This is a genomic window from Polynucleobacter sp. IMCC30063 (assembly GCF_021395235.1).
Taxonomy (GTDB): domain Bacteria; phylum Pseudomonadota; class Gammaproteobacteria; order Burkholderiales; family Burkholderiaceae; genus Polynucleobacter.
In genome coordinates, this window is the sequence record NZ_JAJVCQ010000007.1 from 1 (window position 1) to 23,996 (window position 23,996).

A 23,996-nucleotide genomic window follows, 5' to 3' on the forward strand; every position below is an offset into this window, starting at 1 on the left:
CTGCCAGCAGGCTATCAATGAGTTCTTGGGGTACTGCTCGTTTTGCTGCTTCGGTCATCATCATTACTCCTATGGAGTGGGCTTTTACCCATTATTAGACCGTTTACACAAAATTTAGTACACCCCCGGTCAAGGTTCTACTGCTTTAAATTTAGATTGGTCAACGCATTCTAATCCTGACGGAGCATCACATCAAACGGTCACAAATGGAATTATTGCTGGATCCGGTGGAGTAGCAACTTATGCAACCTTGGTACCTGTGACTTACGCGGCAACCGTCAGCACCTCAAATTGGATTGGAATAATCTCAAACACATTAGCTGGGATGAGTAATGGTCAAACGCTCAATCTCAGTGCATATACAACTGGAACCTCTAGTACCGCGATAACCGCCCCCACCACAGTTCCTAGTATCGTAGTTACGATGGCAGCGGGCAATGATGGTCAGCCAACTTTAAATAAAAGTGAGACTGCGGCACTTTATAACTCCGCCTATAAAAGTAATTTAATTCTAGTTGGCGCACTAGGAACCGATGGAAATATTGCTAGTTACTCTGCAAGAGCAGGAGCAGCAGCGGACCGGTTTGTAGTCGACTACGGAACATCAACCACCCCTTATTCAGGAACCTCCTATTCAGCCCCAAGAGTTGCAGGATATGCGGCAATTATTAAGCAAAAATATCCGAATGCTACTGGCGAACAAATTGCAGCTGCGATCTTAAATACCGCAGTTCTTAAACCAGGTTGGGATCCAGTAATCTACGGTAAGGGTCAAGTAGATTTAACTGCGGCCTTAAGTTCGGCCGGTGGGCTTAAATAAATATATTCATTTGCCGTCAATTCTGATCTCCCCAAGGGCAAAGTTCGCCTGTAACTATCAGCTTACATTGTTTACTAAAATTGAACTCGCACTCCACTGGCAAATGAACTAACGCTAGTTGCGGAATAAATGCTGGTCGCTCCTCCTTTATCAATGCCATAAATAGCATATAAATTAGTGCGTTTACTAAGGTAATAATTGGCGCCAATTTGCCAAGCATTTATTTTTGAAGAGGGGCTATTAATTCCGTAGGTAGTGTATTGCCCATTACCAATATTGGCCCAGCTTTCAATATTGCTAGTAAAAAACCCCCTAAGCCCAATTTGTTGCGCAGACCTTGAAAGGGTATATGAAGCATCAAGCAGATTGGTGACCTTACGATTAACAAATTGCAAATAAGTTTTAAAATAGCCAAAGTCATAAGTTGCTCCAGCGTAATATTGGTTATCTTGAGTATTTACACCTCCTTCTGCCCAAGCCCAAACCTTCGGATCTGGTGTAAATGCAGTAGATGGACAGGCGCCAGGCTGCGCGCAACCGTAACCTAGATTTTGTGATTTAAGTGCCTGATATGCTACCCCTAGATAAAATTTCTCTTGAATATATTGTCCGGAAATCCCCCAGCCACTGGTACTATTTTTAATCGGCACGGGTTCGGTTTTTGATTGAGCGCTCAAAGTATCGCTACGAATAATAGCGATTCCTGCTAGCGTAAAACCAGATACATCTGCGGTTTTAAATGATAAGGTTGAGTGTGTTCTGGTGGTTAAAGCAATGCTAACGCCACCAACGCCAGCATTATCATCGAATGTGCCATTTGCACGCGTGCCGCCTTTGGAATAAATAGGGTAAACAGCCGATCCAGGGGTATTGTTGGTATGACCCACATCGGTTGCAGCTAATTGATTATAAATTGGGGTATTTTGGGTACCAATTGCAAATTGGCCCAAACTTGTCGCGCCTAGACCAAGAAAACTTTGACGATCTTGCCAGTGCGAAAGGAAGCCATTGGCAGGCTGCATATCAGTTTCAAGGGTAAAAAAAGCAAAGACACCGCCGCCTAAATCTTCAGTACCTTTAAATCCCAAGCGGCTGGTCTGTTGTGCTGAGTTACCAAACACCACGGTATTGGTAGCTTCGTCAGGAATAATGGTGGTGCCGTTAGTCTTTATATTAATATAGCCCACATCGACAATGCCATAAATTGTTACACCTGACTGCGCACTGGCTTTGCTTACATATATGCTAAATACGCTGCATGCCGCAATAGTAAAAATCGACTTATTCAACTAGATTTAATCCAGATATTATTATTATTTGTATCTCAACATCATATCGATAAAATTAATAAGAGCGCTAATTTCCTTTATAATATTAAAATGAGCAAAAAACTGATATGGATGATAGTTTCAATTTTAATAGTATTTGTTTTAGTGAGCGTTGCAGCTCGAAGCTTCTGTGATGCAGCGCCAAATAGTGCAATTAGTTCATTTGTAGAAAAAAATATTCCCAAGCCAAACAACGTTGATATTAATGAATTAAGACGTATGTGGATAGTAGTTTTTTCTAAATTTTGTGCAACGACCAGTAACCGCTGATTGAAGTTAGCTTAGTTATGGAGCCTTACGCTGATTCGCAAAATTCTCCGCTCAACAAAATTGACATGACTACGACTTATTTTGTTGCACCATTAAAAAAATCAAATTAATTATCGGTATAGGCAAAGTAGGGGCCAGTGCCTGCATTGCTTGTTTTGCCAGATATGCCAACATAAACGGTTCGACCAAAGAAAAAGGGCAGACCCCAATCGAATGATTGGGCACCAGCGGCTGGTATGGGGCCGGCTAGATTATTAAATGCATGATTAGTAACGCCAAGATTATTTGCATTTGCAACTGAAAAATTTACCGTGCTTGTAGTATTGTTTTGTAATGTCATTGTAGCGGTATAAGTTTTGGTACTGGCAGGGCAGTATAAGCCTCCAACTGAACAGATCGATAATTCATTGCTATTACTTCCAGCTACAAAATAAAGGGCATTACTGCCACTATCAATATAGCTTTGCGAGTAAGCAATACCGTTAAAAATAGTTGTAAAGTAACCATTACTATTTGCGGGAATAAAGTTTGCCCCGTTTGATGCATTATTTGCTTGAGTGTCAATACCAAAAATGACTGACCCTGTGACTGTAGGTGCACCACTTGCACTGACTTGTGGCAAGCGAATTAAAAGCCCATTATTGTTTACCGCAAATGCAGCAATTGGATTTTGGATTTGATAATTGGGCGGTGGAGTAATTTCGCAAGCATTAGTCGCACTGGGAATGCAATTAAAGTAAGGGCCAGTGTCGTAGAGGGTGTTAGAGACTCCAATAAGGCCATTTGCACCCATGGCAGCTGGAGTTTGATTAGTGGGTTGCCCATTGCTACACGCACTAGGAACAATGCCATTATTGCTATCATCAATGACCTGTATTGCCATTGAGCTCGCTAATTCACCTGCCATACGTATATCTGCAACTTTTACGGCACCCCATGTAACACCAGAGCCAAAAAGAGCGCATTCATAAATATTTGGTGATGGTAATCCCAAATTGAGCGACTTCACTGCCGAAGCAAAAATGCGTAAACCCTGAGATCCGGTATCGAGCATAATATTATGAATAGTTTTGCAGTTATATGTGCCTGGGTCGCAAATAGTAACGCTTACGAAGGGAATATTAGATTGACCATTTAGACCCTCTGCTATCGTTACACTAAGTGAATTTGCGGCTAATACTACGCTTTCATAGTCCGTGTTACGGCTGTTTGTTGGCGCGGTACTCGAAGTATTATTATTATCTCCACCGCAAGAAATAATGCTGATAGCAACGCCAATACTACATAAGCATTGCAGCTTAAAGCGAGAATAAATTGATTTCATGATTGATCGATTTATAATCGGCAGTTAGTAAGCATGCCCCACTCTAGCCCAATAATTTGCAAATTACATGCAGGTTTACCCTAAATTTAGACTAGAGAAATTTCTTTTTTAGCTTTAAAGGTTATTCAATTAAAAATATTTATTCTTTTTGCAGTTACTTATTGCTTAGTATCATGCTGCTTTTAACGGCATGTAAAAAAGAAGAGGGTAGCTTTCGCCTTTTATGTACTGGCGACTATTTGATTAAAAATTACTACACGGCAAATAATCAAACGGCTGAGGCTGAGAAAGTAAAGCGTCAAACGTTTGAATTTATTGATAAGAAGGCCAAGGGCTCAATACCATGCCAAATTTGGTCTGCAGAGCAGATTGAATGCGAAGAAATTAGCACTGCCTCATACGATGAACACGACTTTAAAGTGAAATACAATCGTACTACTGGCGTACTAAATGAATATAGCTTGATGAAGCGGGGTGAATACACTAGCGAGCAACGCTTTACTGGGCAGTGCATTACAGTTAGTAATAAAAAAATCTAGGATTAATATGAAATTAATTTTTAGCCTACTCTTTTCAGCATTGGTTTTGGTAGCATGCGCCAAAATACCAACGCAAAACTTAGATACATCTAAAAATAATGCGAAGACGTTTAATCAGGACATTGCTGATTGTCAATTGGCTTATCCCGAGCAAAACTCGGGAATTCATCATAAGCAATGGATTAACTGCATGGAATTAAAAGGTTGGCGCTAAATTTTGTTTGCTTGGGTTCTGGCTCAGGCCTGATTAGGCCCGAATTCTCAGCGCTGAATTAACTCTATTTTGTAGCCATCGGGGTCTACTACAAATGCGATTACTGTAGCACCTCCTTTTACGGGCCCAGCTTCGCGGGTAATGACCCCGCCAGCGGCTTTAATTTTTTCGCAGGCACCATAGGCATCTGGTACTTCGATGGCAATGTGGCCATAGGCCGTGCCCATTTCATAGCCTTCTACCCCGTGGTTATGGGTTAGTTCAATTTCTGCCTGGCCATCGGCGTTACCTTTACCAAAGCCTACAAAAGCCAATGAATAATGTTGGTCTGGGCGCTCGGTTGTACGCAATAGGTTCATACCCATGACTTGGGTATAAAAGTCGATCGATCGGGCTAGGTTACCGACTCGTAGCATGGTGTGGAGGATCATCATAGGAGACAATATACTGCGTTTATGACTACACCAATTAGATTAACTGAATATGCCCATGGCGGGGGTTGTGGGTGCAAAATTTCCCCCAGTTTATTAGCAACAATTTTGCGTGATGTACCTTTGCCATTGCCCAATCCTAAATTGCTGGTTGGGAATGAATCGGCGGACGATGCAGCGGTATACCTCCTGAATGATCAGCAAGCATTAATAGCTACCACTGATTTTTTTACACCTATTGTTGATGACCCCTTCGATTTTGGGCGTATTGCGGCTACGAATGCGCTTTCAGATATTTATGCCATGGGTGGTGAGCCAATTTTGGCTTTAGCCATTGTGGGAATGCCGATTGACAAATTGCCTGCGGAAACTATTGGGCGAATTCTGGCAGGGGGGCAAAGTGTTTGCTCTGCTGCGGGCATCACAATTGCTGGCGGCCATTCAATTGATACCCCCGAACCAATTTACGGCTTAGCGGTGATGGGCTTGGCGCATCCTCAGTTTGTTCGTAAAAATTGCAACGCCAAAGCAGGGGATAAATTAATATTAGCCAAACCACTAGGCATTGGTATTCTTTCTGCGGCCTTAAAAAATGCGGTGTTGAGTGATGATGCTTATGCTGAAATGCTGCGCTTGACGACGCAATTAAACAGTATTGGCGCAAGTATTGCGAAGTTGCAAGGCGTTACGGCCATGACCGATGTAACTGGCTTTGGTTTGGCAGGTCATGCTCTTGAGATGGCTCGGGGAGCTAATTTGATATTACAACTTGATTTTGCAGCTATTCCCTTGATTACTTTGGCAGTTGACTATCTTAAGCAGGGATATTCAACTGGTGCAAGCTTGCGCAATTGGCAAAGCTACGGTGGTGAGATAGCGCTTAGCAATGCAGTAGGCCACGAACAAGGGCTTTCAACTGCGCAAGTACAGACCCTGTTAACAGACCCTCAAACTAGTGGCGGACTGTTAATTAGTTGTACACCAGCTACTGCGCCACAGGTGCTGGCAACGCTAAATCAAGCGGGGTTTTGTGATGCTGGCCAAATAGGTCAATTTTTGACTAAGGAACCAGCCGCTGAGCTAAACAGCCCAGCCCCAGTAATGAAGCTAAAGGTTTATTGAATCTTTGCTTTTGCTCGTAGTTTTTTCATCATTTCAGCAAACTGCGCTTTTTGCCAGGCTTCATCTGAAATAATCATTTGTTTAAGCTGATCTTTGACTTCATCAAAGCTAGGCACTTTTGCTTCGCGCGATTCATCGACTTTAATAATGTGCCAGCCAAATTGAGTTTTAACGGGCTTGTCGGTCATTTGGCCATTTTTTAAGCCCACCATGGCCTTAGAAAATTCAGGCACTAATGCTTTTTCGCCAACCCAACCTAAATCGCCGCCATTGGGGGCAGAGCCAGGATCTTTTGATTTTGCTTTAGCAATATCGGCAAACTTTGCGCCGCCTTTAATTTGAGCAATGATTGCTTTGGCATCGGCTTCTTTTTCGACCAAAATATGTTCGACGTGATATTCCTTGCCGCTGTATTGCGTTTTCATATTTTCATAAGCTGACTTTAAATCGGCCTCAGTAACCCCTTCCTTTTCGATGTACTCTTGAAATACTGCGGCAACGAGGACACCAGTCTTGGATTGCTCAATTTGTTCGCGTACATCAGGGCGTTGCGCAACCCCAGTTTTATCGGCTTCTTGCAAAATGAGTTCACGAGTGATGAGCATCTCGCGACCTTGTTCACGAATTTTAGGATCATCGCCTTGGCCTGATTTTTTAATTAAAGCGTCTAGCTGTGCCGAGGGAATAGCTTTGCCATTCACAATTGCGGCATTTTGTGCATGCGCTAGGGGTATGGCAAAAGCAAGACAAATGGCGGAAAAGAGTAGGGCAAGGGGGGGATTTGAGCGTGTAAATGACATGATCTTAAATGGCTTCTTCTGGGGTTAGGGCAACAATAGCTAAGGCGTGAATTTCAGTAGGAATGTGTTTCTGCAAAGCATCATACACCAGCCGGTGACGCGCTACGCGGGATAGACCGGTAAATTCTGGGGCAATTAAAGTGACGCGAAAATGGCCTCCACCACTTGCTGCACCAGCATGCCCCGCATGCATATGGCTTTCATCTTCAATGTGTAAATTAGTTATGACAAACGCCGCCTCTAGGTCGGCAGTAAATTGTTGGATGCGTAATTGATTTGGGGTCATGACTCGATATGCTTGCCAAGCCAAATACTTTGCAAAATAATGAAAACAACTAATAAACCCGTGCTGCCGAATAATTTAAAGTTGACCCAAGTATCTTCAGAAAATTGGAAAGCAACATACAGATTTAAAAAGCCCATTGCTAAAAAAAAGAGCACCCAAGCTAAGTTAAGCTTACCCCACAAGGTATTCGCATGCAATGGCTTAAGGGTAACCTGCTTACCCATGACAACTTGAATCCAATTTTTTTTAAAAAACTGCGCACTAATAAGTAGAACTGCAGCAAAGAGCCAATATAAAACGGTTGGTTTAAGTTGAATAAAAACTTTATTTTGTAGGAAGATAGTGAGGCCACCAAAGACGACAATCAATACTAAGCTAGCCCACTGCATGGCATCGATTTTACGGTGGCGATAATAAACCCAAAGAATTTGCACGATCGTTGCCACCATCGCCACAATAGTTGCTGCATAAATATCAGCAAATTTAAAAGTAATAAAAAATAAAATGACAGGAAATAAATCGAATAGAAATTTCATAAACTTTATTTCTTTTCTGTAATGGTTTGGGCATTTTGGCTAGGCTCAAACTTTAGTGATGCTGAATTGATGCAATAGCGTAAGCCAGTAGTATCGGTAGGACCATCATTAAATACGTGCCCTAAATGGGCGTCGCAATTGCCGCAACGCACTTCAGTACGCGTCATGCCATGGGTTGTGTCTTTGTGTTCGACGATAGCCTCTGCAACCATTGGCGCATCATAGCTAGGCCAACCGCAACCTGCATCGAATTTACTGCTCGAAACAAATAAGGGGGTGCCACAACATACGCATTTGTATTCGCCTTGGTTCCAGTGATCCCAATACTTACCAGTAAAAGGGGCTTCAGTAGCGGCTTGGCGAGTGACGCGATATTCAATATCACTTAACTCTTTTTTATATTCTGCATCAGTTTTCTTCATATCAATATCTCACTTTAAGAGGAGCAACTTACCGCAATGGCATTCAATTCGGGTGGGGGAGGTTGGGCATAAGCATCATATTCTAATTGCTCATCATACGGCTTACGCAAAATAGTGGCTAAGCGTGTTAATTCCGAAAAATCATCTACTTGCGCTGCTTCAATAGCTGCTTGCGCTAAATGATTGCGCAGGATGAATTTGGGGTTGACTAGATTCATGCGTTGTTGGCGTTTTTGATCGTTGCTGTGTTCTTGTTGTAAGCGTGTTCGGTAGTGTTCAAGCCAGGCATCAAAACCAGTACGGTTCAAAAATAGGTCTCGTAAGGGGCTATTTTGATTGTTACTAGGTAGCGCACTGAGGTCGCCTAGATGTCGAAAAAACGTTGTGAAATCAATTTGGTTATCGTGCATTAATTGCAGTAAGGCCTCAATTAAAGCTACATCTTCAGATTGGATCTCAAGTAAACCTAGCTTTGCACGAAAATGCCTCTCCCATGCGGTTTGATAAAGATCGGGATAAAGCGCAAGTGCGCTGCGTAGGGTGGTTTGCGCTGCATTGCTTAAGTCTGCTTCAGACTGAGTTGGGTTAGCTTGCTTTAATTCTTGCTCTATTAAGGGCAGCATTGCACTGGCAAGGCAGGCCATATTCCAGTGCAAAATTTGGGGTTGACGCTGATAGCTGTAACGACCTCCCGCATCGGAATGATTGCAAATATGATTGATTTGAAATTGATCGAGAAAGCCAAACGGGCCGTAATCCATAGTTAAACCTAGCAAGCTAGTGTTATCTGTATTCAGTACCCCATGACAGAAACCAACCGCCTGCCATTGCGCTGCGAGTTCTGCGGTGCGAGCTGAAATTGCTTTAAATAAATCTAAATAGGGCGTTGTTGAGTCTGCACAAGCGGGATAGAAGTTACGAATTAAATCATCAGCAAGTATTTGTAGCTCTGCGTACATTTGTAAGGAAGCGAAATGTTCGAAATGCCCAACGCGTAAAAAACTGGGGGCTAAGCGCGTACAGACTGCAGCAGTTTCAAGGGTTTCGCGTACCACTGTTTTTTTTGAGCCGACTACCGCTAAAGCACGGGTAGTGGGAATACCCAGGGCATGCATCGCTTCGCTACACAGATATTCACGTATAGAAGAGCGCAGTACTGCGCGGCCATCACCCATGCGGGAATAGGGTGTTTTGCCAGCGCCCTTCAGTTGGATTTCTTGCCCTTGAATATCGCCCAATAAAATTGCCCGGCCATCGCCAAGCTGGCCGGCCCACATGCCAAATTGATGACCGCTATACGCAGTTGCCGTGGGCTCGCTGAATTGCCGATCGGCTACTTCTAAGGTGTTACCGGCTAATACTTGCAGCCATGCAGGGTCGCTTGGCAAGTGATCGGACGTGAGATTCAAGCCGATGAGTTTTGCCGCATCGGTAGAAAAAGCGACCCAATAGGGGTCGGGTAAAGGGGTAGGGGTGACGGTTTGCTTAACTGCTTCACCACATAAAATAAATGCCATGCAATGGACTCTAGCTTAACTTGAGCCTTTTTGCTGACCGCGCTAGAAAGCCTTATGCTATTGTGAATTTGGAGACCCTATGACCACTGATGCTAATTTAACTGCCATTTCTAGCCAGCTAGCCCACTTAGGCGAAGAGCTGGATGTGCCATTCCTTAAATTATTAGGAGTACGCATTTTAAAAGCCGAAATGGGTCGTGGCGAAATTTTGCTCGCCTTACGGCCCGAGCATCAAAATACTTGGAATGTTGCGCATGGCGGCGTTTTACTAACGCTAATGGATGTGGCGATGGCCGTTGCAGCCCGTTCAGCAGATCCAGGCGATCGTAGTGTAGTAACAATTGAACTGAAGAATAATTTTTTGCAAGCGGCTAAGGGTATTTTGCGGGTGAAGGCAGATACCGTGCATGCCACCGCCACCATGGCATTTTGTGAGGCAAAGTTATACGATGATCAAGGGGCTATTTGTTGTATGGCTACAGGCACATTCAAGTTTCTTAAGCGCTTACCAACCCGTAATGCGCAGGGCGAAAGGGTGATTGAAGTGGACGAACGTAAAGCGTAAGTGAGCGCTAGACCGAGAGGTTTGAACCCGAGGCTCCGATTAAGCCGCCCGTAACGACATCATGGCCAATCGTACCCTTGGCATCGAAGCGACGCTCAACCATTTCAAATGCGCCATCATGACGAACCCTTAAGATGGTGCTTGAGCGCGTGCCGTAATTTGGGGTCTGTATGAAAGCAGCTGACAAAGCCTTTTCCCATTCCATATTGACCCCAGTACTCGGTAATTCTTGATCACTAGCCTGATGTGTATCGGCTAGCAAACGCAGATAGGGGTCGACATTTTTTAATTCGCCTTGATCCATTGCTAAGGCTTGTGCAAATGCGGCAATCCGATGATTGACTTTAGGCCAAGGGGTATCAAGCATGGCATTTGATAGTCCATACACACCAGCATCTAAGGCTTGTTTAGGATAGGTTTTGCGGGGTCGAATCGATTTGCCCATCATTAAGCGATTACTAACCCAGTGCATTTCAGCATTAACGGGATCACTTAGATCAGCCATTAGTAAGTTAAAGCCGTTATATTGATCAAATTGTTTAGCGTGGTGTTCTATGAATGTATCAGGTCGATTGGCATTATTGAGGAATAACATCGGTAACTCACCGCGGGTTCTGGCATCAAGCCTTTTTTCACTCGGCGCTCTTACGTTAGTCAGCGCGGCAAAGCGACCTGTTTTAGTGAAGCCAAACCAAGTACCAGGATTACCAAGGACATCTGCGCGATCGCGGCCCGCTAAAAGATGCGGTTTTTCTGGCCACCAAGCCATTTTTTCGGTATCGCGTTCATAAAATTCATCGCGATTAGCAGCCACGACTAAAGCGTATTTAGGGTGAGATTTCCAAGCGAATAAAATGAGGCACATAACGATAATATGCCAGATTAAATTTCTAGCAAGGGGTAAGGCAATTTTTCCCCCAAAAATAACAGTGGCCCATTCGCCGTGCCCAAATGTAAATGCTCGGTAGGAATTGCGAGCGTGCTATGAACTAACTCGGACTTACATTCGATCTGAAAACAGACCTGCTCTGCATTAAATGGATTGGGGGCAGATAGAACCACCATTCCAGCAGGCTGGGTAGGATCTTGAGAATGAAAAATTTCTACCCCTGGTTGCACAAGGGCGGGGCTCACTTTCAGTGATTTGCTATCACTATAGGCTAAGTACAAACGCCGTTTGATAACCCCGCGATATTGGCTACGTGCGACAATTTCTTGGCCGGGATAACAACCCTTTTTAAAATCAACGCCATACACCGATTCAAAATTAATCATTTGCGGCACAAATTGATCTTGAGTGGACAACACAATGCGCGGTATAGCGCTCATGACTTCAAGAAAGTTCCACATGTCAGCAGCGTGATTTGCACATTCAATAGAACTCGGCTCGCTAGGAGTTACGGGAATAGCCATTAGAGAACGGGTAAAAGAAAGCCTGAGATCTTCAGCCATGATTTGAGAAGGGGGCAGCGATAAAATCACTGCCTCATTTGGAAGCCCTAGAGCGCTACCAGGGTTGAGGTTTCCCTCGCCTTGCTGTTGCCAACTGCCTTTAATTAGCCATTCATTGCTCACGTCACGCACTTGTACTTTAGCGCGTAAGACATACATGGCCAAACGTTTCGCAAAAGCAGCAGCAATATCCTTCGAAAGAAATAAAAAATAGCTTGGCTCTGCGGCTTGCTGCAAAACTAGCCAGCCACTTGCTAATAAACGGCCTTTAGGGGTGCAGTAGCCCATGAGCCGAACTTCTTGAGGTCCTGTCGCCACCTTGCCTGGTGGTATCGCTGTTAAGCCCTCGACGGAATTGGTAAGTTGATTTTGCAAAAAATGGCTGGCATCTAGCCCTTGAATACAGATTAAGCCCCACTGATCTAAAGTAGCAGAGCCAGCGGCAAGGGTTGGGTTATTTATTGAGGAAAGAGTCATTCTGCTTTTATCATAGCCTGATGCGCAAAAAATGTCCTAAAAGCAATTATTTCAAATCGATTGCTTTAATTCTGCTGGTCTTGTTGATTTTATTTTATGTGAACATATTTACCTTTGGCGTTGTGCCCACGCGCGCGCAATTTACCGGTGGGGCAGCCCAAGAGCCATGGCGCATTCGGATCGCGCCGCAATCGGGGGTGCACAGCATTGCCAAACAGCTGCAGGCACAGGGCATTGGCGTAAATCCTTGGTTTTTTCAACTCGCCGCTCGCGCTCTTTGGGTCGGTGCCAAATTAAAGCCTGGGACTTATTTATTTCCAGTGGGCGCAAGCACCAGTGACGTTTTATTGCAAATGGCGCGGGGTGATCGGGTGCGTGAAACCCTTAGCATTATTCCAGGAATGACGATTTGGCAACTGCGTGCTGTCATTGATGCTAATCCAGCCTTAGACCATCAAACGCAAGGCTTAAATAATCAAGCATTGTTGAAGAAATTAAATCTCAATTATCCCAGCGGCGAGGGACTTTTTTACCCCGATACCTATGTGTTTGATCCCGGCGAAAGTGATTTAATCATTTATCAACTAGCGGCTAGTGCAATGCAAAAACAATTGCAGTTGGCATGGCAGCAACGTACCCCTCAAATTGCCGTGTCCAACCCCTATGCCTTATTAATTTTGGCTTCCATTATTGAAAAAGAAACTGGTCAAGCCGCTGATCGTGGCTTAGTTGCAGCGGTATTCGATAATCGCCTGCGAAAGGGTATGCTGCTTCAAACTGATCCAACCGTCATCTATGGCATAGGCCCAAAATTTGATGGGAATTTACGTAAATCGGATTTGCGCCGCGACAATCCCTACAATACTTATATGCGCCGCGGATTACCCCCAACCCCTATTGCTATGCCCAGTCGAGAGTCGCTATTTGCAGCTGCTGGGCCCGCTAAGAGTAGTGCGCTTTATTTTGTGGCCAAAGGCGATGGCAGCAGCTATTTTTCAACTTCCCTACCTGAGCACGAACGCGCTGTAACCCAATATCAACGATTGCCAGCAAAAGCGGCAACTACCTTACCCAGTAAACCGTAATTTCACTAGACCACCATTATTTTTACCCGCATGCAGAATCAACCTGGTTTTTTTATAAGCTTTGAAGGCATCGATGGCGCCGGTAAAAGCACGCACATTGAAGCGTATGCCAATTTTTTACGTGCTAAATTTCCGGCACGTAAGGTGCTAGTTACCCGTGAGCCTGGTGGCACCACTTTGGGCGAGCAATTAAGAATGCTGCTACTCGATGCACCAATGGATCTTGAAACAGAAGCCTTGTTGATGTTTGCGGCTCGGCGAGAGCATTTAGCCCAGATCATCGAACCGGCCCTTGCGGCGGGAAAAATTGTTATTTCAGATCGTTTTACCGATGCCAGCTTTGCTTACCAAAGTGGGGGGAGGGGCTTAAGCGTTGAAAAACTCAGCCAACTCGAACAATGGGTACAAAGCAGGGCAGGGAAGCTCTTGCAGCCTAATCTGACTTTCTTATTTGATTTGCCCAGTGAAGTTGCAGAAGCGAGGCGCTCACAGGCAAGAACGCCAGATAAATTTGAACGTCTGGACCTCGCCTTTTTTGAACGCGTTCGCCAAGAGTATCTGCGGCGTGCAGGAGCAGAACCTGAGCGTTTTCGTGTTTTAGATGCGCGCGACACCCCTGAGGTAATCTGGAAAAAGCTTCAAAATATTGATGTAAATATATGATTTATATGCATAATTTTATTATTAATTTTAACTATAATAGCTAACAATGAATAAAAGCTATGAGCCTTAATCAACCCATTGCTCCTTGGCTACAAGGCCTATGGGGCGAATTACCTTTCGCCGCCTTTCCCCATGCAGTGCTTATTTATGGGCAAGCAGGTATTGGCAAATATGATTTTGCGATCCATCTTGCCCAAGCCTTATTGTGTGAATGCGCAGAACCCAATATTAGTAAGCCTTGCCAGCAATGTGAGGCATGTCGGTGGTTTGCCACTGGCAATCACCCCGATTTCATGGCGCTCGTTCCTGAAATACAGCATAAGTATTTGCCCCAAGCAGCACTCGAAGGCGGTCAAGCCGATGCACCAGTGCGAACTACTAAAGCCCGCGATGATGAAGCCGATGCGGAAGCGACCGATAAAAAAGAAAAGCGTTTTATTGCTATCGCTGAAGCACGTAGCGTTATTAGCTCATTGGGGCTCGGTAGCCACCGAGGAGGTAATCGGGTGATCTTAGTTTCGCCCCTGGAGCAATTAAAGCCCGATGCAGCCAATACCTTACTTAAGTCTTTGGAAGAGCCGCCACCCCAAACTATTTTTATTTTAGTGGCCGCTAGACTTGATCGGGTTCTGCCAACCATTCGCTCGCGCTGCCGACTCTTGCAAGCACCAAAGCCTGAGCGCGCCATTGGGCTTAGTTGGCTGCAAAATAAACTCGCTACCGAAAAACTCAACGCAATATCTACAGCTGAAATAGAGGCGCTTTATGATGAATTCGGCGGTGCCCCATTTACCGTTTATGAAACCCTGCTAGCTAGAAGTAGTGAAGACGAAAAAGATGAGTTGCTGCTGGGTGCCTTGGCCACAAAAAGTTTGTTACAGGGCCTAGCAAATGGAATTCAGATTGATTGGCTTAGTATTGCCGAAAAAATTCATAAAGCGCCTGTTCCCATTTTATTAATCACTTTGCAACGCTGGTGTGCAGACCTACAAGGGCTTTCGCAAGCGAATGTGGTGCGTTATTACCCTAAGCACACTGAGGTCTTGAAGGTGCTAGCCAAGCAAGTGCGTCTAGTAAAATTAATGCGCTGGTGGAAAATGCTCTTACAAGCTCGGCGCCATGAAAATCATCCCCTTGCTACGCGCATACAAATGGAAGCCTTGTTGCTGCAATACCAAAATATTTTTAGCGATTGAACTATCAAAATATGTTGATTGGCCCTGATGTTTATTGATTCACATTGTCATCTTGATTTTCCTGAATATCGTGATCGCATGCCTGAGGTGTTGGCTAATATGGCTGCTGCCGGGGTTAGTCATGCGCTCTGTATTTCAGTTGATTTACCTGATTTTCCTGCCGTTAAGGCCTTGGCCGAAACCTATGCGCATCTATACGCATCGGTAGGGGTGCATCCTGATTATGAAAATACCCCCGAACCAACTGAAGATTTCTTGGTAGCGGAAGCAGAGCACCCAAAGATAATTGCCCTGGGCGAAACGGGCTTAGATTATTACCGTAGCGGAGAGCGCACCTATGATTCGATGGAATGGCAGCGCCAACGCTTTCGCATCCATATTCGGGCGGCCATACGGGCCAATAAACCCCTCATTATTCATACCCGCTCTGCCGCAGAAGATACGCTGCGCATTATGCAAGAGGAGGGAGCGGGGCGCGTTGGCGGGGTGATGCATTGCTTTACCGAGAGTACGGCAGTGGCACTAGCTGCCATTGAAATGGGGTTTTACATCTCTTTTTCAGGAATTGTGACCTTCAAAAATGCTAAGGATCTGCAAGAAACCTGCCGTCAGTTGCCCTTAGAGCATATGTTAATTGAGACCGATTCGCCGTATTTAGCGCCTGTTCCCCATCGCGGTAGAACCAATGAGCCAGCTTGGGTAGCCGATGTGGGCCGCTTTGTTGCGCACCTGAAAGGGGTTTCAGTTGAGACCGTAGCGCAGCAAACGACCAGTAATTTTTTTCATTGTTTTCAGTTAGATAGACCATAAATATGCAGTTAAATGTCACTATTTTTCGTAAGCCATTTTTGCTGCCGTCGTTGCGGCTGTTGGGCTGCTTGAGCTTGTATTTTGCTTTGAGCCTAGGAATGCCGATTTATTCCCTGGCTCAAACCCCAGTTTATGAGCTTGATGCCATTAAGGCGGCTAAATTTAATGATGTGAGGGGGATGACAGCGTTGTTACAGCAACGTTTAATTAGTCCTAATATGCGCGATGCCAAGGGCACACCCCTGTTAATACTGGCTTTAGACGACCGTTCTATGGAAGTTTTGTATCTTTTAATGGATTCACCAGAAATTAATATCGATGCCACTAATCGAAATGGTGAAACCACCCTAATGATGGCCGCGATCTTTGGGTTAATGCCTGAAGTGAAGTATTTGGTTGAAAATAAAGCGGCGATCTTTAATCAATCTGGGTGGACGCCATTGCATTACGCGGCATCATCTGGTCAAACAGATATTGCTACCTATTTACTTGAGCAAGGCGCGCTAGTGAATGCACTTTCTGAAAGCAATACAACGCCCTTAATGATGGCCGTGCGTTCTGGCAATATAGAAACCGTAAGCGTCTTGCTCAAGAACGGCGCTGATATGCAAATAGTGAATCATCAGGGCTTTACGGCGATTGATGTAGCTGATTTCTTTGGGCAACGCGAAATTAGTGAAGGGCTTTCAAGTCGCTGGCAGAAGCTTTATAAGCAAAAATATACCCATATGGTGGCGCTGCCGCAGCGTAAGTAACATGGGCTTAGCCTAATCTATTATGCGTATAATCATTATTATGTCAAATAAGAAATAGATCTTCTTTTAATCCTGCCTAACCCTTACCTTCACTGCCACTGCTCATGCCTGAGTTTCTAAGCAATCTTCCCAATATTGTTCATCTTTGGAATGAGATTGCTGTTGATTTGGTTAGGCCTGAAATGAAGTTTATGATTTTTGTGGCCGTGCTGGTAGTGTTAATCCATGGCATGCTTGTACTGCTGATCATGACGGCCTTTCATCAGATCAATAAACACAATATTAATCGTTACCAAAAACAAGTGGATGTCTTGGTCTATTTCTCAGTTATTTTATTGATCTTTGTAAGTCATTTACTGGATATTTTTATTTGGACCTATGCCATGGTTAACCTAGAGGTCTTCCCCAGCACTTTAAAAACCTTTTATTTTGCGGGGGAAATGTATACCAATTTAGACCATAACGACCCCAGCTTTAAGCTCGGGCCAAATTGGAATATGTTGCCCATTTTGCTGTCCTTTTCGGGCTTATTTGCAGTGGCCATTTCTGGGTCAGCGCTCTACACCTTATTAGTATCCACCTTTACCAGGCCAAATAAAGATGAATAACAACCTAAATTAATGGACCTACTAAACTACCTGCCTTCGCTGACTGAGCTATTTAAGCAAATATATATAGATATCGGCAATCAGCAAATCTATTGGATATTAGGTTTCGTTGGGTTGATGCTGACTTTTCATGGCGTCTATGTACTGCTCGTCGTTATTTGTTTTAATGCTATTCGCAGTTGGCTAGTGGATAACTATCGCATTGCCGGCCATTATATTTATGGCTTTCGGTTAGCCGCCTTTGTGGCTTATTTTGTCGCTATTGTGCTGATTATTTTAGGGCATCTGATGGACATTGTGCTGTGGACTTACGCCCTAATTCCACTCAATATTTTTCCCTCGAATCCAGAAACATTTTATTTTGCTGGCGAAATGTATGTCACCGTAGGATTTGGCGGCTTTGAGCTTGCTAAGAGCTGGCGAATACTACCGATTGTGATTGCCTTCTCGGGCATCTTCGCCGCCTCGATGTCGGGAGCAGCTTTGTTCAATATGCTGGGTACTCTAATAAGCCGGCGCACTACCTCAGCTAAAAGTGCCGATATTAATCTGCCCGCTGCTTAAATACCAATTCAAACACCCTGCCATTCGCCTCTAAGGTACGAACACGGCCAGGCAGCCATTCCAAATCTTTTGCTAACCAAATATCGACCTGCCGTTTATATGGATCGCTGGCCCTTTGAATTAAGCGATAGTGACGAACTGCTGTTTGACCTAAGGAAGGAATTGCATCTGATTTCAACTCTTCGCCAAAACTCAGAAATTGCCACATTTCAAGTGTGTTGTAATCGACCACGGGAATTTCGCGCACGACCCCTGCTTCATCAATCTTTTCGCTGCCATTGAGTAAAGAAGCTAGCTGAAACATCAAGCTAAAACGATCTTGGGTACCAGGCAAAATATCGGGAGTAAATTCAGGCTTTTCAGTAAAAAACATTTTCCCCCCACCTTTATCGTCACGATCAAAACGCGAGTACCGAGGTGGTTTTTCACCACGCTGAGTCCAATAAATGGCTGGTGCTAGACCATATTTATCAACCACGCCGCGCGACTCGAAAACAAACGGGCCAACAAAGGCAAACGGCACATTAATATAAAGCCGATATCCACCGTCATTAACAACCCAATCAACTCTTCCAGTTTGGTTTATTTGTCCATCGGCATACGCATCATAAAAAAGGGTAGCCGAGCTGGGTAAGCGAAAAGCCTGCCCTTTTTGACTTACGCCACCCTCCTCTCCTTCTGTTTCAGTACCGCTAGGGCTTGAGCTAATAGATGAATTACCGCTTGATGAGACGGTGGGGGCGAGCTTTTTCTTTTGTCCGCGTTTAATTTCAATAGGCTGAACCTTTTCAACTTTTAGAACAGCTTGAATAGTTTGTTCTTCTGGCGTAGCAAGCTGATTGCCAAAAGAAATAAAAGGTAAGCCAATAAATATAATAAAGTGCGCAACTAAAGAGATTAATAGTGCGCCTAATAGAACTCTTAATCCCAGAAAGCACCTTCCAGCAAGCGACTTTCTTTAGGTAATTTAGCAGCCAAAAAATCCATTTGATCAGCCAAAATATTGCGGCCTTTTAAAATCATATCTTCGTATAAGCTAGGTGTGTATGGGGCATACAGCAAGCTCATACCAGAACCTTCAGGGGTGCGATTGCCTTTGCGTTGATTGCAAGGCCGACAGGCGATGACTAAATTCATCCACGCATATTTGCCACCACGACTGTTCGGAATAATATGCTCTGCTTCAGCATCATTTTCTGTAACGCCCTGCCCGCAATATGCACATAGCCCGCGATCACGCCTAAATAACTTGCGTTTGGTAATTGCAGGAATCACATCAAAAAGATTAATGCGTGCAGAGCCCTTGACGGCTAAAATAGAGTGCAACTCAATGATAGATTGCTGACCAGTAAGGCGAGAAATACCCCCGCGCATGACTGCAATTGGGTCACCCAGTGTCCATAAGACACTTTTATCGGCGTAATGCTTAGTAGCCTCTTCAGCATTCACCCAACATTGGGGAATGCCACCAGCATCTAACTTCAAAATACTAAGCACAACAGCTCCTTTCTGCGATTCGCTTGCATTAAGGTAAGACCCTTAAAAACGAACCTTCGCCCCTATCTTACAGAAAAGTGGTGGCTCTATCAATGAATGCCATTTGCGCTCCTATTCCGCACTCTTAAGAGGGATTAAAGAAGGGGTTTAGGCTTAGCCACCAGCACAGACAAAATCCAGTACTTGAGGTAGGTAGAGGCTGTATTCACTTAGACCATGATCGCTGCCATCTAGCACCAGTTGAGGCGCGCTAGCATAAAAATCGACCATTTCATGCCAGTCAAGCAACTCATCGCCTTTAGCGGCCATTAAAAAATAGCGCTCGGGCATGGTTATTTGGGTAATTTGTAATGCTTTTAATTCATCGATATACTCAGCCTTGAAATCAAAGGGCTCATTACTGTCATATTGCGTTAACTGGCCAACATAAGGCGCTAATTCGCGTGCAGCATAGACGGCCGGATTAAGAACTACGGCTTTACAGCCCAGATACTCAGCCAGCCAGTTCGCATAAAACCCACCCAGCGAAGAGCCAATGATGGCAACGTTTGCCGGCTTTGCGTTTTGCAAGTGGTTTAGTACCAAATTAATTGCACCTTGGGGTGATGGCGGCAGTTGGGGGCAAAACCATTGCAGCGCAGCCCCATCTTCAATTTTTGCCTGCACAGCCGCACCAGTTAATTTTGCCTTAGAGGAGTTGGGTGAAGAACGAAAGCCATGTAAATAGACTAACTGCAAAATTTCTTTTGTCATTGTGTCAAATCATTCTTCAAGCGCTTCATCCAACTCAACCCTGCTTCGGTACTTGTCAGGGGTTTATATTCGCAGCCAATCCAGCCAGAATATTGCAAGCGATCAATTAGCTCAAATAAAAAATAGTAATTAATTTCTCCGGTGCCAGGTTCATTTCTGCCAGGGTTGTCAGCTAGTTGCATATGGGCAATACGCGGTAAATATAACTCTATAGTCTTAGCTAGCTCCCCTGCCATCCGTTGCGCATGGTAAATATCAAATTGTAAGAAAGCATTCGGAGCGGCTACCTCATCTAAGATTGCAATGGCTTGCTCGGTACGAGATAAAAAAAAGTTTGGTATATCAAAGGTATTAATGGGTTCAATTAATAATTTCAGTCCTGCAGCATGAAATTCTTTAGCGGCATATTGCAAATTAGTAATAAGTGTTTGACGTAATAACTTGGCATCAATATCGTTAGGGGCAATACCCGCTAAACAATTAAGCTGCTGAACACCTAAGATTTTTGCGTACTGAATGCCCGTAGCGACACCTAAACGAAATTCCTCAATGCGATTTGGCAGGCAAGCTATACCCCGCTCATTAGTTTCAATATTACCTGGTGGTAGGTTATGTAAAACTATCTTTAAATGATATTGATCTAACCGGGTCTTAATTTCCTCGGCAGCGTACGCATAAGGAAACAGAAATTCAACCGCCTTAAAGCCAGTTTGAGAGGCTTTTTCAAAGCGCTCTAGAAAAGGAACCTCATTAAAAAGCAATGAAAGATTAGCAGCAAATTGGGGCATATTTGGTATTGTAGCGAGCCCGAGAAACCAGGCCCGCCATACCGTTATGCCCCCTCAGTCGGGACTCTTAAAAGCGATACGTAATTCCCACTGCTGGTGTCCATGGATTAAGGGTTAAAGTGCCTAAATTAGTACCTCCCGATACCGTTTGTACATCAGTTGACATGGTGATGTATTTTAGATCAACATTCATGCCCCAATTTTTATCAAACATGTAGTCAAAGCCAATTTGTCCGACAAAACCTACACTTGATTGATTAACCGTGACACTATTATTTAAGGCAGGAAAATTAGCGCGATTACTAAAAATAGTGTAGTTGATACCTGCTCCGACATAAGGTTTAAAGGCGCCTAAATCAGTAAAGTGATATTGCAAGACTAGGGAAGGTGGCAAAGCACTAATGGTGCCCACATTCGCTTGATTTGCACCGGCATTAATTTTTACTTTTTGGGGATAAGTTAGCACCAGTTCAGTAGCAATATTTTTGGTGAAAAAATAAGTAATATCTAACTCGGGAATCCACTCTTTTTCGGCTTGAACATTTAATGATTGCACTGCGCCATTACCGCCCGATTGACCATTAGCCCAATCTAAATAAACCGCACGAACTCTTATCATCCATGGGTTTTCTTGCGCCTGTGCTTGCGCCATTGCTGGAGCTAGCATACAACTAGTAGCTAAAGCAACTACCAATGATTTAACTCTCATCTCATACTCCTTTATTAATTTAGACTAAGTTTTCTTTACTAAGATCAGTCTAAATTTTTAAAAGTTTCTAATTTTGATTTAAATCAAACCCACAAGTAATTAAGGGGTGCCGAGGTAGTTGTTGTAAATTTATATAGAGTTAACAGCCTATATTTTGATCTAAATCAAAATATAGGCTGTGCAAAAACAACAGTAGATCGGCTTAGGCTGCCTTTGGAGAGGCACACTAAAGCCTAATCGACCTTCGCGCCAGAAGCCTTAACTAGCGTTCCCCAACGCGGGTAATCGGCGCGTATTAAATCAGCAAATTGCTCTGGGGTTGTAGGCATAGTGTTAAAGCCCTGCTCTTCTAATGATCGCTTGGTATCGGGCTCATTGAGGATAGCGACAATTTCGCGATTGAGGCGGTCAACAATGGGACGGGGCGTTCCAGCACGCACAAAAATGCCATTCCACACAATCGATACGTAACCCTTCATACCTGCTTCATCCATGGTTGGCACGCTAGGCAATAAAGGCGAGCGTTTTGCTGAGCCAACCCCTAAGGCGCGCAACTTGCCGCTATTCACCAGCATCACTATGGCGGGTAGATTATTAAACATCATTGGCACTTGGCCCCCAAGTACATCATTTAAGGCCGGAGGACCCCCCTTGTAAGGTACATGGAGCAAATCGATATCTGCTTGCATCTTAAATTGCTCTCCTGCTAAATGCATCGTGTTACCGTTTCCAGCTGAGGCATAAGCAATTGCCCCCGGCTTCGCTTTAGCAGCAGCAACGACATCGGCGACACTTTTATAAGGGGTTGCAATATTCACTACGAGTACATTAGCCATTTCATGCGTACCAGAAACTGGCTGCAGATCTTTCATCGGATCATATGGCATCTGTTTGCCATAAAGATGGGGATTAATGGTAATGGTGCTGGCAGAGCCTAGCAGAATCATATAGCCATCTGCCGGAGCTTTAGCAACATATTCCGAGCCAATATTGCCATTGGCGCCGGGACGGTTTTCAATGACTACTGGTTTACCAAGACGTTCACTTAATTTTTTTGCTAACTGCCGAGCAAATACATCGGCTGCTCCTCCTGGAGGATAAGGCACTACATAGGTGATTGGTTTAGTGGGGTAATCACTCTGAGCATTAGCTAAGAGTGATAAAAGGCAAGTGCATATACCAACAAGAAGTGCTTTGCGACTGAATTGAATCATGATTGTACCCTCATGTAATGGCGGCTTACCTAATTTCGAATTTACAAAAATTACCGTGGACCAACAAAAGTTTCTTTTCTTTTAGGCAATAATTTCTCAACAGACTCTACTGGAATTTGTAAGCTATTAGAAAGTGCACTAACAGGAATAGTAGAGATCCACTGGTCTAAATCCATCGATTGATAATCGCCAGCGTTAAAAACAATCAGAATTTCAGCGGGGTTAACATTTGATGGATTTTTAAGAGCGTGCCCATACCCTAGTGGCACATAGCCAATATCACCTTTATTTAATTTACTCACACTTGCTTTACCACCTGAAGCAAAGACGGTTAATTCCATCTGGCCTTTCAGTACAAATTGCCACTCATCAGCATTGGGGTGCCAGTGAAATCCACGTAAACCGCTTGGTTCAAGCGTCATCACCGCTCCCGACATATCAAAACTGGCGGGAAATTCTTTATTAGTAGCTAATTTCAGGGCGCCACCTTTGCCCTCTGCAACCGGTTTTTGTCCCAATAAATTAAAGACATGAGAAACCGGAATGGGTGGGGCATTGGGATTCAATGAGTAAGCGGTTTTTAAAGGTCCAGCATTTGGGTTATAGCGTGAAATATAAACTTCTTTTTTAGGTAACTGCTTCACTAATTGTTCCGAACCAAAATACTGTGTCAGTAAGTCAACTGGCGCAGTGGAAATCCAATCGCTTAGTTGAAAAGAGGACTGTTCAGTGAACTTACCATTATTAAATACTAAAATAAATTTAGCGCCCTTTGGATCTAATGCTTCAATGCTATGCCCCCAACCCTTGGGAAAGAACCAAATGCCCCCCTCTTCAACCTCGGCAATTTGAACTTGCCCCCAGGGGTTAGTTAAGGTGATGCGGGTTTTGCCCTCAATCATGTAGGCCCACTCAGCGGCATCGGCATGCCAATGCAACTCTCTAATTGCGCCTGGCTGTAAATCCATATAGACGCCGGCTATATTTTTACTAGCCGGAAAGTTATAACTACCCGCTTGTTTTACTACGCCGCCGTCATAAGTAGTGAAAGGTGCCTTACTCAAGGGATATGAAAAAGCGGGCAGTCCTTTGCCAAAAGTTGTTTTAGCCAGTGATTTTGGATTCAAAATCACTGCGCTTGAAGCTTGCTCGGGAGGCAATAGCTTAGCTACTTTAGGGGCTGCAGATTGTGCAAACGCCTCAATAGAGAGGAGTAAAAAGAGAGGTAATAACAGGCTAAATTTGATCACT

The 23,996-nt window shown here is 44.2% G+C and carries 29 protein-coding genes and 1 pseudogene; 13 read left to right on the forward strand and 17 right to left on the reverse strand.

The window, feature by feature from the left end; genetic code table 11:
- Window positions 1–178 precede the first annotated feature (178 nt).
- Window positions 179–820: pseudogene (locus LZG75_RS11495) on the forward strand (S8 family serine peptidase); the annotation flags it as partial.
- 74 nt (window positions 821–894) lie between these two features.
- On the opposite strand, the gene LZG75_RS11500 reads toward LZG75_RS11495, so the two are convergent.
- The gene (locus LZG75_RS11500) at window positions 895–2,109 is read right to left on the reverse strand and encodes a porin (protein WP_233937612.1); all 1,215 of its coding nucleotides are present in this window, start codon (window positions 2,107–2,109) and stop codon (window positions 895–897) included.
- Window positions 2,110–2,199: 90 nt separating this feature from the next.
- Between LZG75_RS11500 and LZG75_RS11505 the strand changes: the two genes are divergently transcribed.
- On the forward strand, window positions 2,200–2,418 hold the full coding sequence (locus tag LZG75_RS11505; RefSeq protein WP_233937613.1) for a hypothetical protein: 219 nt from the start codon (window positions 2,200–2,202) through the stop codon (window positions 2,416–2,418).
- A gap of 106 nt (window positions 2,419–2,524) precedes the next feature.
- Here LZG75_RS11505 and LZG75_RS11510 read toward each other — a convergent pair whose 3' ends face one another.
- Window positions 2,525–3,742, reverse strand: coding sequence for a DUF3443 family protein (locus LZG75_RS11510; RefSeq protein ID WP_233937614.1), 1,218 nt, complete (start codon window positions 3,740–3,742; stop codon window positions 2,525–2,527).
- Between the two features lie 173 nt (window positions 3,743–3,915).
- Between LZG75_RS11510 and LZG75_RS11515 the strand changes: the two genes are divergently transcribed.
- Together LZG75_RS11515 and LZG75_RS11520 are read left to right on the forward strand one after the other, a co-directional pair.
- Entirely contained in the window at window positions 3,916–4,281 is a 366-nt protein-coding gene (locus LZG75_RS11515; RefSeq protein WP_233923477.1) for a hypothetical protein, read from the forward strand.
- 7 nt (window positions 4,282–4,288) lie between these two features.
- Complete coding sequence (locus tag LZG75_RS11520) at window positions 4,289–4,495, forward strand: hypothetical protein (protein ID WP_233923476.1); 207 nt, start codon at window positions 4,289–4,291, stop codon at window positions 4,493–4,495.
- A gap of 47 nt (window positions 4,496–4,542) precedes the next feature.
- On the opposite strand, the gene gloA is transcribed toward LZG75_RS11520, so the two are convergent.
- Window positions 4,543–4,929, reverse strand: a complete 387-nt coding sequence (gene gloA, locus LZG75_RS11525) for a lactoylglutathione lyase (protein WP_233923475.1) — start codon at window positions 4,927–4,929, stop codon at window positions 4,543–4,545.
- Between the two features lie 21 nt (window positions 4,930–4,950).
- Here gloA and selD point away from each other — a divergent pair, with 21 nt between their 5' ends.
- On the forward strand, window positions 4,951–6,048 hold the full coding sequence (gene selD, locus LZG75_RS11530) for a selenide, water dikinase SelD (protein ID WP_233923474.1): 1,098 nt from the start codon (window positions 4,951–4,953) through the stop codon (window positions 6,046–6,048).
- Here the strand turns inward: selD and LZG75_RS11535 are convergent.
- The 5 genes from LZG75_RS11535 to LZG75_RS11555 are packed head-to-tail and all read right to left on the reverse strand — an operon-like array spanning window position 6,042 to window position 9,609.
- The gene (locus LZG75_RS11535; RefSeq protein WP_233923473.1) at window positions 6,042–6,848 is read right to left on the reverse strand and encodes a peptidylprolyl isomerase; all 807 of its coding nucleotides are present in this window, start codon (window positions 6,846–6,848) and stop codon (window positions 6,042–6,044) included. The genes selD and LZG75_RS11535 overlap by 7 nt on opposite strands.
- 4 nt (window positions 6,849–6,852) lie before the next feature.
- On the reverse strand, window positions 6,853–7,134 hold the full coding sequence (locus LZG75_RS11540; RefSeq protein WP_233923472.1) for a BolA family transcriptional regulator: 282 nt from the start codon (window positions 7,132–7,134) through the stop codon (window positions 6,853–6,855).
- Entirely contained in the window at window positions 7,131–7,670 is a 540-nt protein-coding gene (locus LZG75_RS11545; protein WP_233923471.1) for a septation protein A, read from the reverse strand. Before LZG75_RS11545 ends, LZG75_RS11540 begins: the two co-directional genes overlap by 4 nt.
- 5 nt (window positions 7,671–7,675) lie before the next feature.
- Window positions 7,676–8,098, reverse strand: a complete 423-nt coding sequence (msrB, locus tag LZG75_RS11550) for a peptide-methionine (R)-S-oxide reductase MsrB (RefSeq protein ID WP_233923729.1) — start codon at window positions 8,096–8,098, stop codon at window positions 7,676–7,678.
- A gap of 8 nt (window positions 8,099–8,106) precedes the next feature.
- Window positions 8,107–9,609 (reverse strand): YdiU family protein, encoded by a 1,503-nt coding sequence (locus tag LZG75_RS11555; RefSeq protein WP_233937615.1) that lies wholly within the window; start codon window positions 9,607–9,609, stop codon window positions 8,107–8,109.
- 79 nt (window positions 9,610–9,688) lie between these two features.
- Here LZG75_RS11555 and LZG75_RS11560 point away from each other — a divergent pair, with 79 nt between their 5' ends.
- Complete coding sequence (locus tag LZG75_RS11560) at window positions 9,689–10,174, forward strand: PaaI family thioesterase (protein ID WP_233923469.1); 486 nt, start codon at window positions 9,689–9,691, stop codon at window positions 10,172–10,174.
- 7 nt (window positions 10,175–10,181) lie between these two features.
- Here LZG75_RS11560 and LZG75_RS11565 read toward each other — a convergent pair whose 3' ends face one another.
- Window positions 10,182–11,039 carry an NRDE family protein gene (locus tag LZG75_RS11565; protein WP_233923468.1) on the reverse strand — a complete coding sequence of 286 codons (858 nt, stop codon included), beginning with the start codon at window positions 11,037–11,039 and terminating at the stop codon, window positions 10,182–10,184.
- Window positions 11,040–11,056: 17 nt separating this feature from the next.
- The gene (locus LZG75_RS11570) at window positions 11,057–12,103 is read right to left on the reverse strand and encodes a folate-binding protein YgfZ (RefSeq protein WP_233923467.1); all 1,047 of its coding nucleotides are present in this window, start codon (window positions 12,101–12,103) and stop codon (window positions 11,057–11,059) included.
- 20 nt (window positions 12,104–12,123) lie between these two features.
- Here LZG75_RS11570 and mltG point away from each other — a divergent pair, with 20 nt between their 5' ends.
- From mltG to LZG75_RS11605, 7 genes are all read left to right on the forward strand, one after another.
- The gene (gene mltG, locus LZG75_RS11575; protein ID WP_233937616.1) at window positions 12,124–13,188 is read left to right on the forward strand and encodes an endolytic transglycosylase MltG; all 1,065 of its coding nucleotides are present in this window, start codon (window positions 12,124–12,126) and stop codon (window positions 13,186–13,188) included.
- Window positions 13,189–13,218: 30 nt separating this feature from the next.
- Window positions 13,219–13,851, forward strand: coding sequence for a dTMP kinase (gene tmk / locus LZG75_RS11580; RefSeq protein ID WP_233923465.1), 633 nt, complete (start codon window positions 13,219–13,221; stop codon window positions 13,849–13,851).
- Window positions 13,852–13,910: 59 nt separating this feature from the next.
- A complete protein-coding gene (locus LZG75_RS11585) occupies window positions 13,911–15,047 on the forward strand; it encodes a DNA polymerase III subunit delta' (RefSeq protein ID WP_233937617.1) in 1,137 nt (378 codons plus the stop codon).
- Window positions 15,048–15,074: 27 nt separating this feature from the next.
- Complete coding sequence (locus LZG75_RS11590; protein ID WP_233937618.1) at window positions 15,075–15,857, forward strand: TatD family hydrolase; 783 nt, start codon at window positions 15,075–15,077, stop codon at window positions 15,855–15,857.
- A gap of 2 nt (window positions 15,858–15,859) precedes the next feature.
- Window positions 15,860–16,612 (forward strand): ankyrin repeat domain-containing protein, encoded by a 753-nt coding sequence (locus LZG75_RS11595; protein ID WP_233937619.1) that lies wholly within the window; start codon window positions 15,860–15,862, stop codon window positions 16,610–16,612.
- A gap of 104 nt (window positions 16,613–16,716) precedes the next feature.
- Window positions 16,717–17,220, forward strand: coding sequence for a hypothetical protein (locus LZG75_RS11600; protein WP_233923461.1), 504 nt, complete (start codon window positions 16,717–16,719; stop codon window positions 17,218–17,220).
- Window positions 17,221–17,337: 117 nt separating this feature from the next.
- Window positions 17,338–17,784, forward strand: coding sequence for a transporter (locus LZG75_RS11605; protein ID WP_233937620.1), 447 nt, complete (start codon window positions 17,338–17,340; stop codon window positions 17,782–17,784).
- Here LZG75_RS11605 and LZG75_RS12350 read toward each other — a convergent pair.
- The 7 genes from LZG75_RS12350 to LZG75_RS11640 all read right to left on the reverse strand — a co-directional run bounded on the left by LZG75_RS12350 (window position 17,765) and on the right by LZG75_RS11640 (window position 23,995).
- Complete coding sequence (locus tag LZG75_RS12350) at window positions 17,765–18,307, reverse strand: hypothetical protein (RefSeq protein ID WP_370634804.1); 543 nt, start codon at window positions 18,305–18,307, stop codon at window positions 17,765–17,767. The genes LZG75_RS11605 and LZG75_RS12350 overlap by 20 nt on opposite strands.
- Window positions 18,308–18,705: 398 nt before the next feature.
- Window positions 18,706–19,281: an HNH endonuclease gene (locus LZG75_RS11615; protein WP_233923459.1), complete on the reverse strand. Its 576-nt coding sequence runs from the start codon at window positions 19,279–19,281 to the stop codon at window positions 18,706–18,708.
- Window positions 19,282–19,434: 153 nt separating this feature from the next.
- Entirely contained in the window at window positions 19,435–20,034 is a 600-nt protein-coding gene (locus tag LZG75_RS11620) for a YqiA/YcfP family alpha/beta fold hydrolase (protein ID WP_233937621.1), read from the reverse strand.
- On the reverse strand, window positions 20,031–20,822 hold the full coding sequence (gene hyi, locus LZG75_RS11625) for a hydroxypyruvate isomerase (RefSeq protein WP_233937622.1): 792 nt from the start codon (window positions 20,820–20,822) through the stop codon (window positions 20,031–20,033). Before hyi ends, LZG75_RS11620 begins: the two co-directional genes overlap by 4 nt.
- Before the next feature lie 67 nt (window positions 20,823–20,889).
- The gene (locus tag LZG75_RS11630) at window positions 20,890–21,531 is read right to left on the reverse strand and encodes an OmpW family protein (RefSeq protein WP_233923456.1); all 642 of its coding nucleotides are present in this window, start codon (window positions 21,529–21,531) and stop codon (window positions 20,890–20,892) included.
- A gap of 233 nt (window positions 21,532–21,764) precedes the next feature.
- Window positions 21,765–22,745 (reverse strand): tripartite tricarboxylate transporter substrate binding protein, encoded by a 981-nt coding sequence (locus tag LZG75_RS11635; protein WP_233923455.1) that lies wholly within the window; start codon window positions 22,743–22,745, stop codon window positions 21,765–21,767.
- 50 nt (window positions 22,746–22,795) lie between these two features.
- Window positions 22,796–23,995, reverse strand: coding sequence for a cupin domain-containing protein (locus tag LZG75_RS11640; protein WP_233923454.1), 1,200 nt, complete (start codon window positions 23,993–23,995; stop codon window positions 22,796–22,798).
- Window position 23,996 lies beyond the last annotated feature (1 nt).

Excerpts from the sequence above, each read along its gene's own strand:
- LZG75_RS11505 (WP_233937613.1), top strand. The coding sequence starts at position 2,200 with ATGAGCAAAAAACTGATATGGATGATAGTTTCAATTTTAATAGTATTT.
- LZG75_RS11510 (WP_233937614.1), bottom strand. The coding sequence starts at position 3,742 with ATGAAATCAATTTATTCTCGCTTTAAGCTGCAATGCTTATGTAGTATT.
- LZG75_RS11515 (WP_233923477.1), top strand. The coding sequence starts at position 3,916 with ATGCTGCTTTTAACGGCATGTAAAAAAGAAGAGGGTAGCTTTCGCCTT.
- LZG75_RS11520 (WP_233923476.1), top strand. The coding sequence starts at position 4,289 with ATGAAATTAATTTTTAGCCTACTCTTTTCAGCATTGGTTTTGGTAGCA.
- gloA (WP_233923475.1), bottom strand. The coding sequence starts at position 4,929 with ATGATGATCCTCCACACCATGCTACGAGTCGGTAACCTAGCCCGATCG.
- selD (WP_233923474.1), top strand. The coding sequence starts at position 4,951 with ATGACTACACCAATTAGATTAACTGAATATGCCCATGGCGGGGGTTGT.
- LZG75_RS11535 (WP_233923473.1), bottom strand. The coding sequence starts at position 6,848 with ATGTCATTTACACGCTCAAATCCCCCCCTTGCCCTACTCTTTTCCGCC.
- LZG75_RS11540 (WP_233923472.1), bottom strand. The coding sequence starts at position 7,134 with ATGACCCCAAATCAATTACGCATCCAACAATTTACTGCCGACCTAGAG.
- LZG75_RS11545 (WP_233923471.1), bottom strand. The coding sequence starts at position 7,670 with ATGAAATTTCTATTCGATTTATTTCCTGTCATTTTATTTTTTATTACT.
- LZG75_RS11555 (WP_233937615.1), bottom strand. The coding sequence starts at position 9,609 with ATGGCATTTATTTTATGTGGTGAAGCAGTTAAGCAAACCGTCACCCCT.
- LZG75_RS11560 (WP_233923469.1), top strand. The coding sequence starts at position 9,689 with ATGACCACTGATGCTAATTTAACTGCCATTTCTAGCCAGCTAGCCCAC.
- LZG75_RS11565 (WP_233923468.1), bottom strand. The coding sequence starts at position 11,039 with ATGTGCCTCATTTTATTCGCTTGGAAATCTCACCCTAAATACGCTTTA.
- LZG75_RS11570 (WP_233923467.1), bottom strand. The coding sequence starts at position 12,103 with ATGACTCTTTCCTCAATAAATAACCCAACCCTTGCCGCTGGCTCTGCT.
- mltG (WP_233937616.1), top strand. The coding sequence starts at position 12,124 with ATGCGCAAAAAATGTCCTAAAAGCAATTATTTCAAATCGATTGCTTTA.
- tmk (WP_233923465.1), top strand. The coding sequence starts at position 13,219 with ATGCAGAATCAACCTGGTTTTTTTATAAGCTTTGAAGGCATCGATGGC.
- LZG75_RS11585 (WP_233937617.1), top strand. The coding sequence starts at position 13,911 with ATGAGCCTTAATCAACCCATTGCTCCTTGGCTACAAGGCCTATGGGGC.
- LZG75_RS11590 (WP_233937618.1), top strand. The coding sequence starts at position 15,075 with ATGTTTATTGATTCACATTGTCATCTTGATTTTCCTGAATATCGTGAT.
- LZG75_RS11595 (WP_233937619.1), top strand. The coding sequence starts at position 15,860 with ATGCAGTTAAATGTCACTATTTTTCGTAAGCCATTTTTGCTGCCGTCG.
- LZG75_RS11600 (WP_233923461.1), top strand. The coding sequence starts at position 16,717 with ATGCCTGAGTTTCTAAGCAATCTTCCCAATATTGTTCATCTTTGGAAT.
- LZG75_RS11605 (WP_233937620.1), top strand. The coding sequence starts at position 17,338 with ATGCTGACTTTTCATGGCGTCTATGTACTGCTCGTCGTTATTTGTTTT.
- LZG75_RS11620 (WP_233937621.1), bottom strand. The coding sequence starts at position 20,034 with ATGACAAAAGAAATTTTGCAGTTAGTCTATTTACATGGCTTTCGTTCT.
- hyi (WP_233937622.1), bottom strand. The coding sequence starts at position 20,822 with ATGCCCCAATTTGCTGCTAATCTTTCATTGCTTTTTAATGAGGTTCCT.
- LZG75_RS11630 (WP_233923456.1), bottom strand. The coding sequence starts at position 21,531 with ATGAGAGTTAAATCATTGGTAGTTGCTTTAGCTACTAGTTGTATGCTA.
- LZG75_RS11635 (WP_233923455.1), bottom strand. The coding sequence starts at position 22,745 with ATGATTCAATTCAGTCGCAAAGCACTTCTTGTTGGTATATGCACTTGC.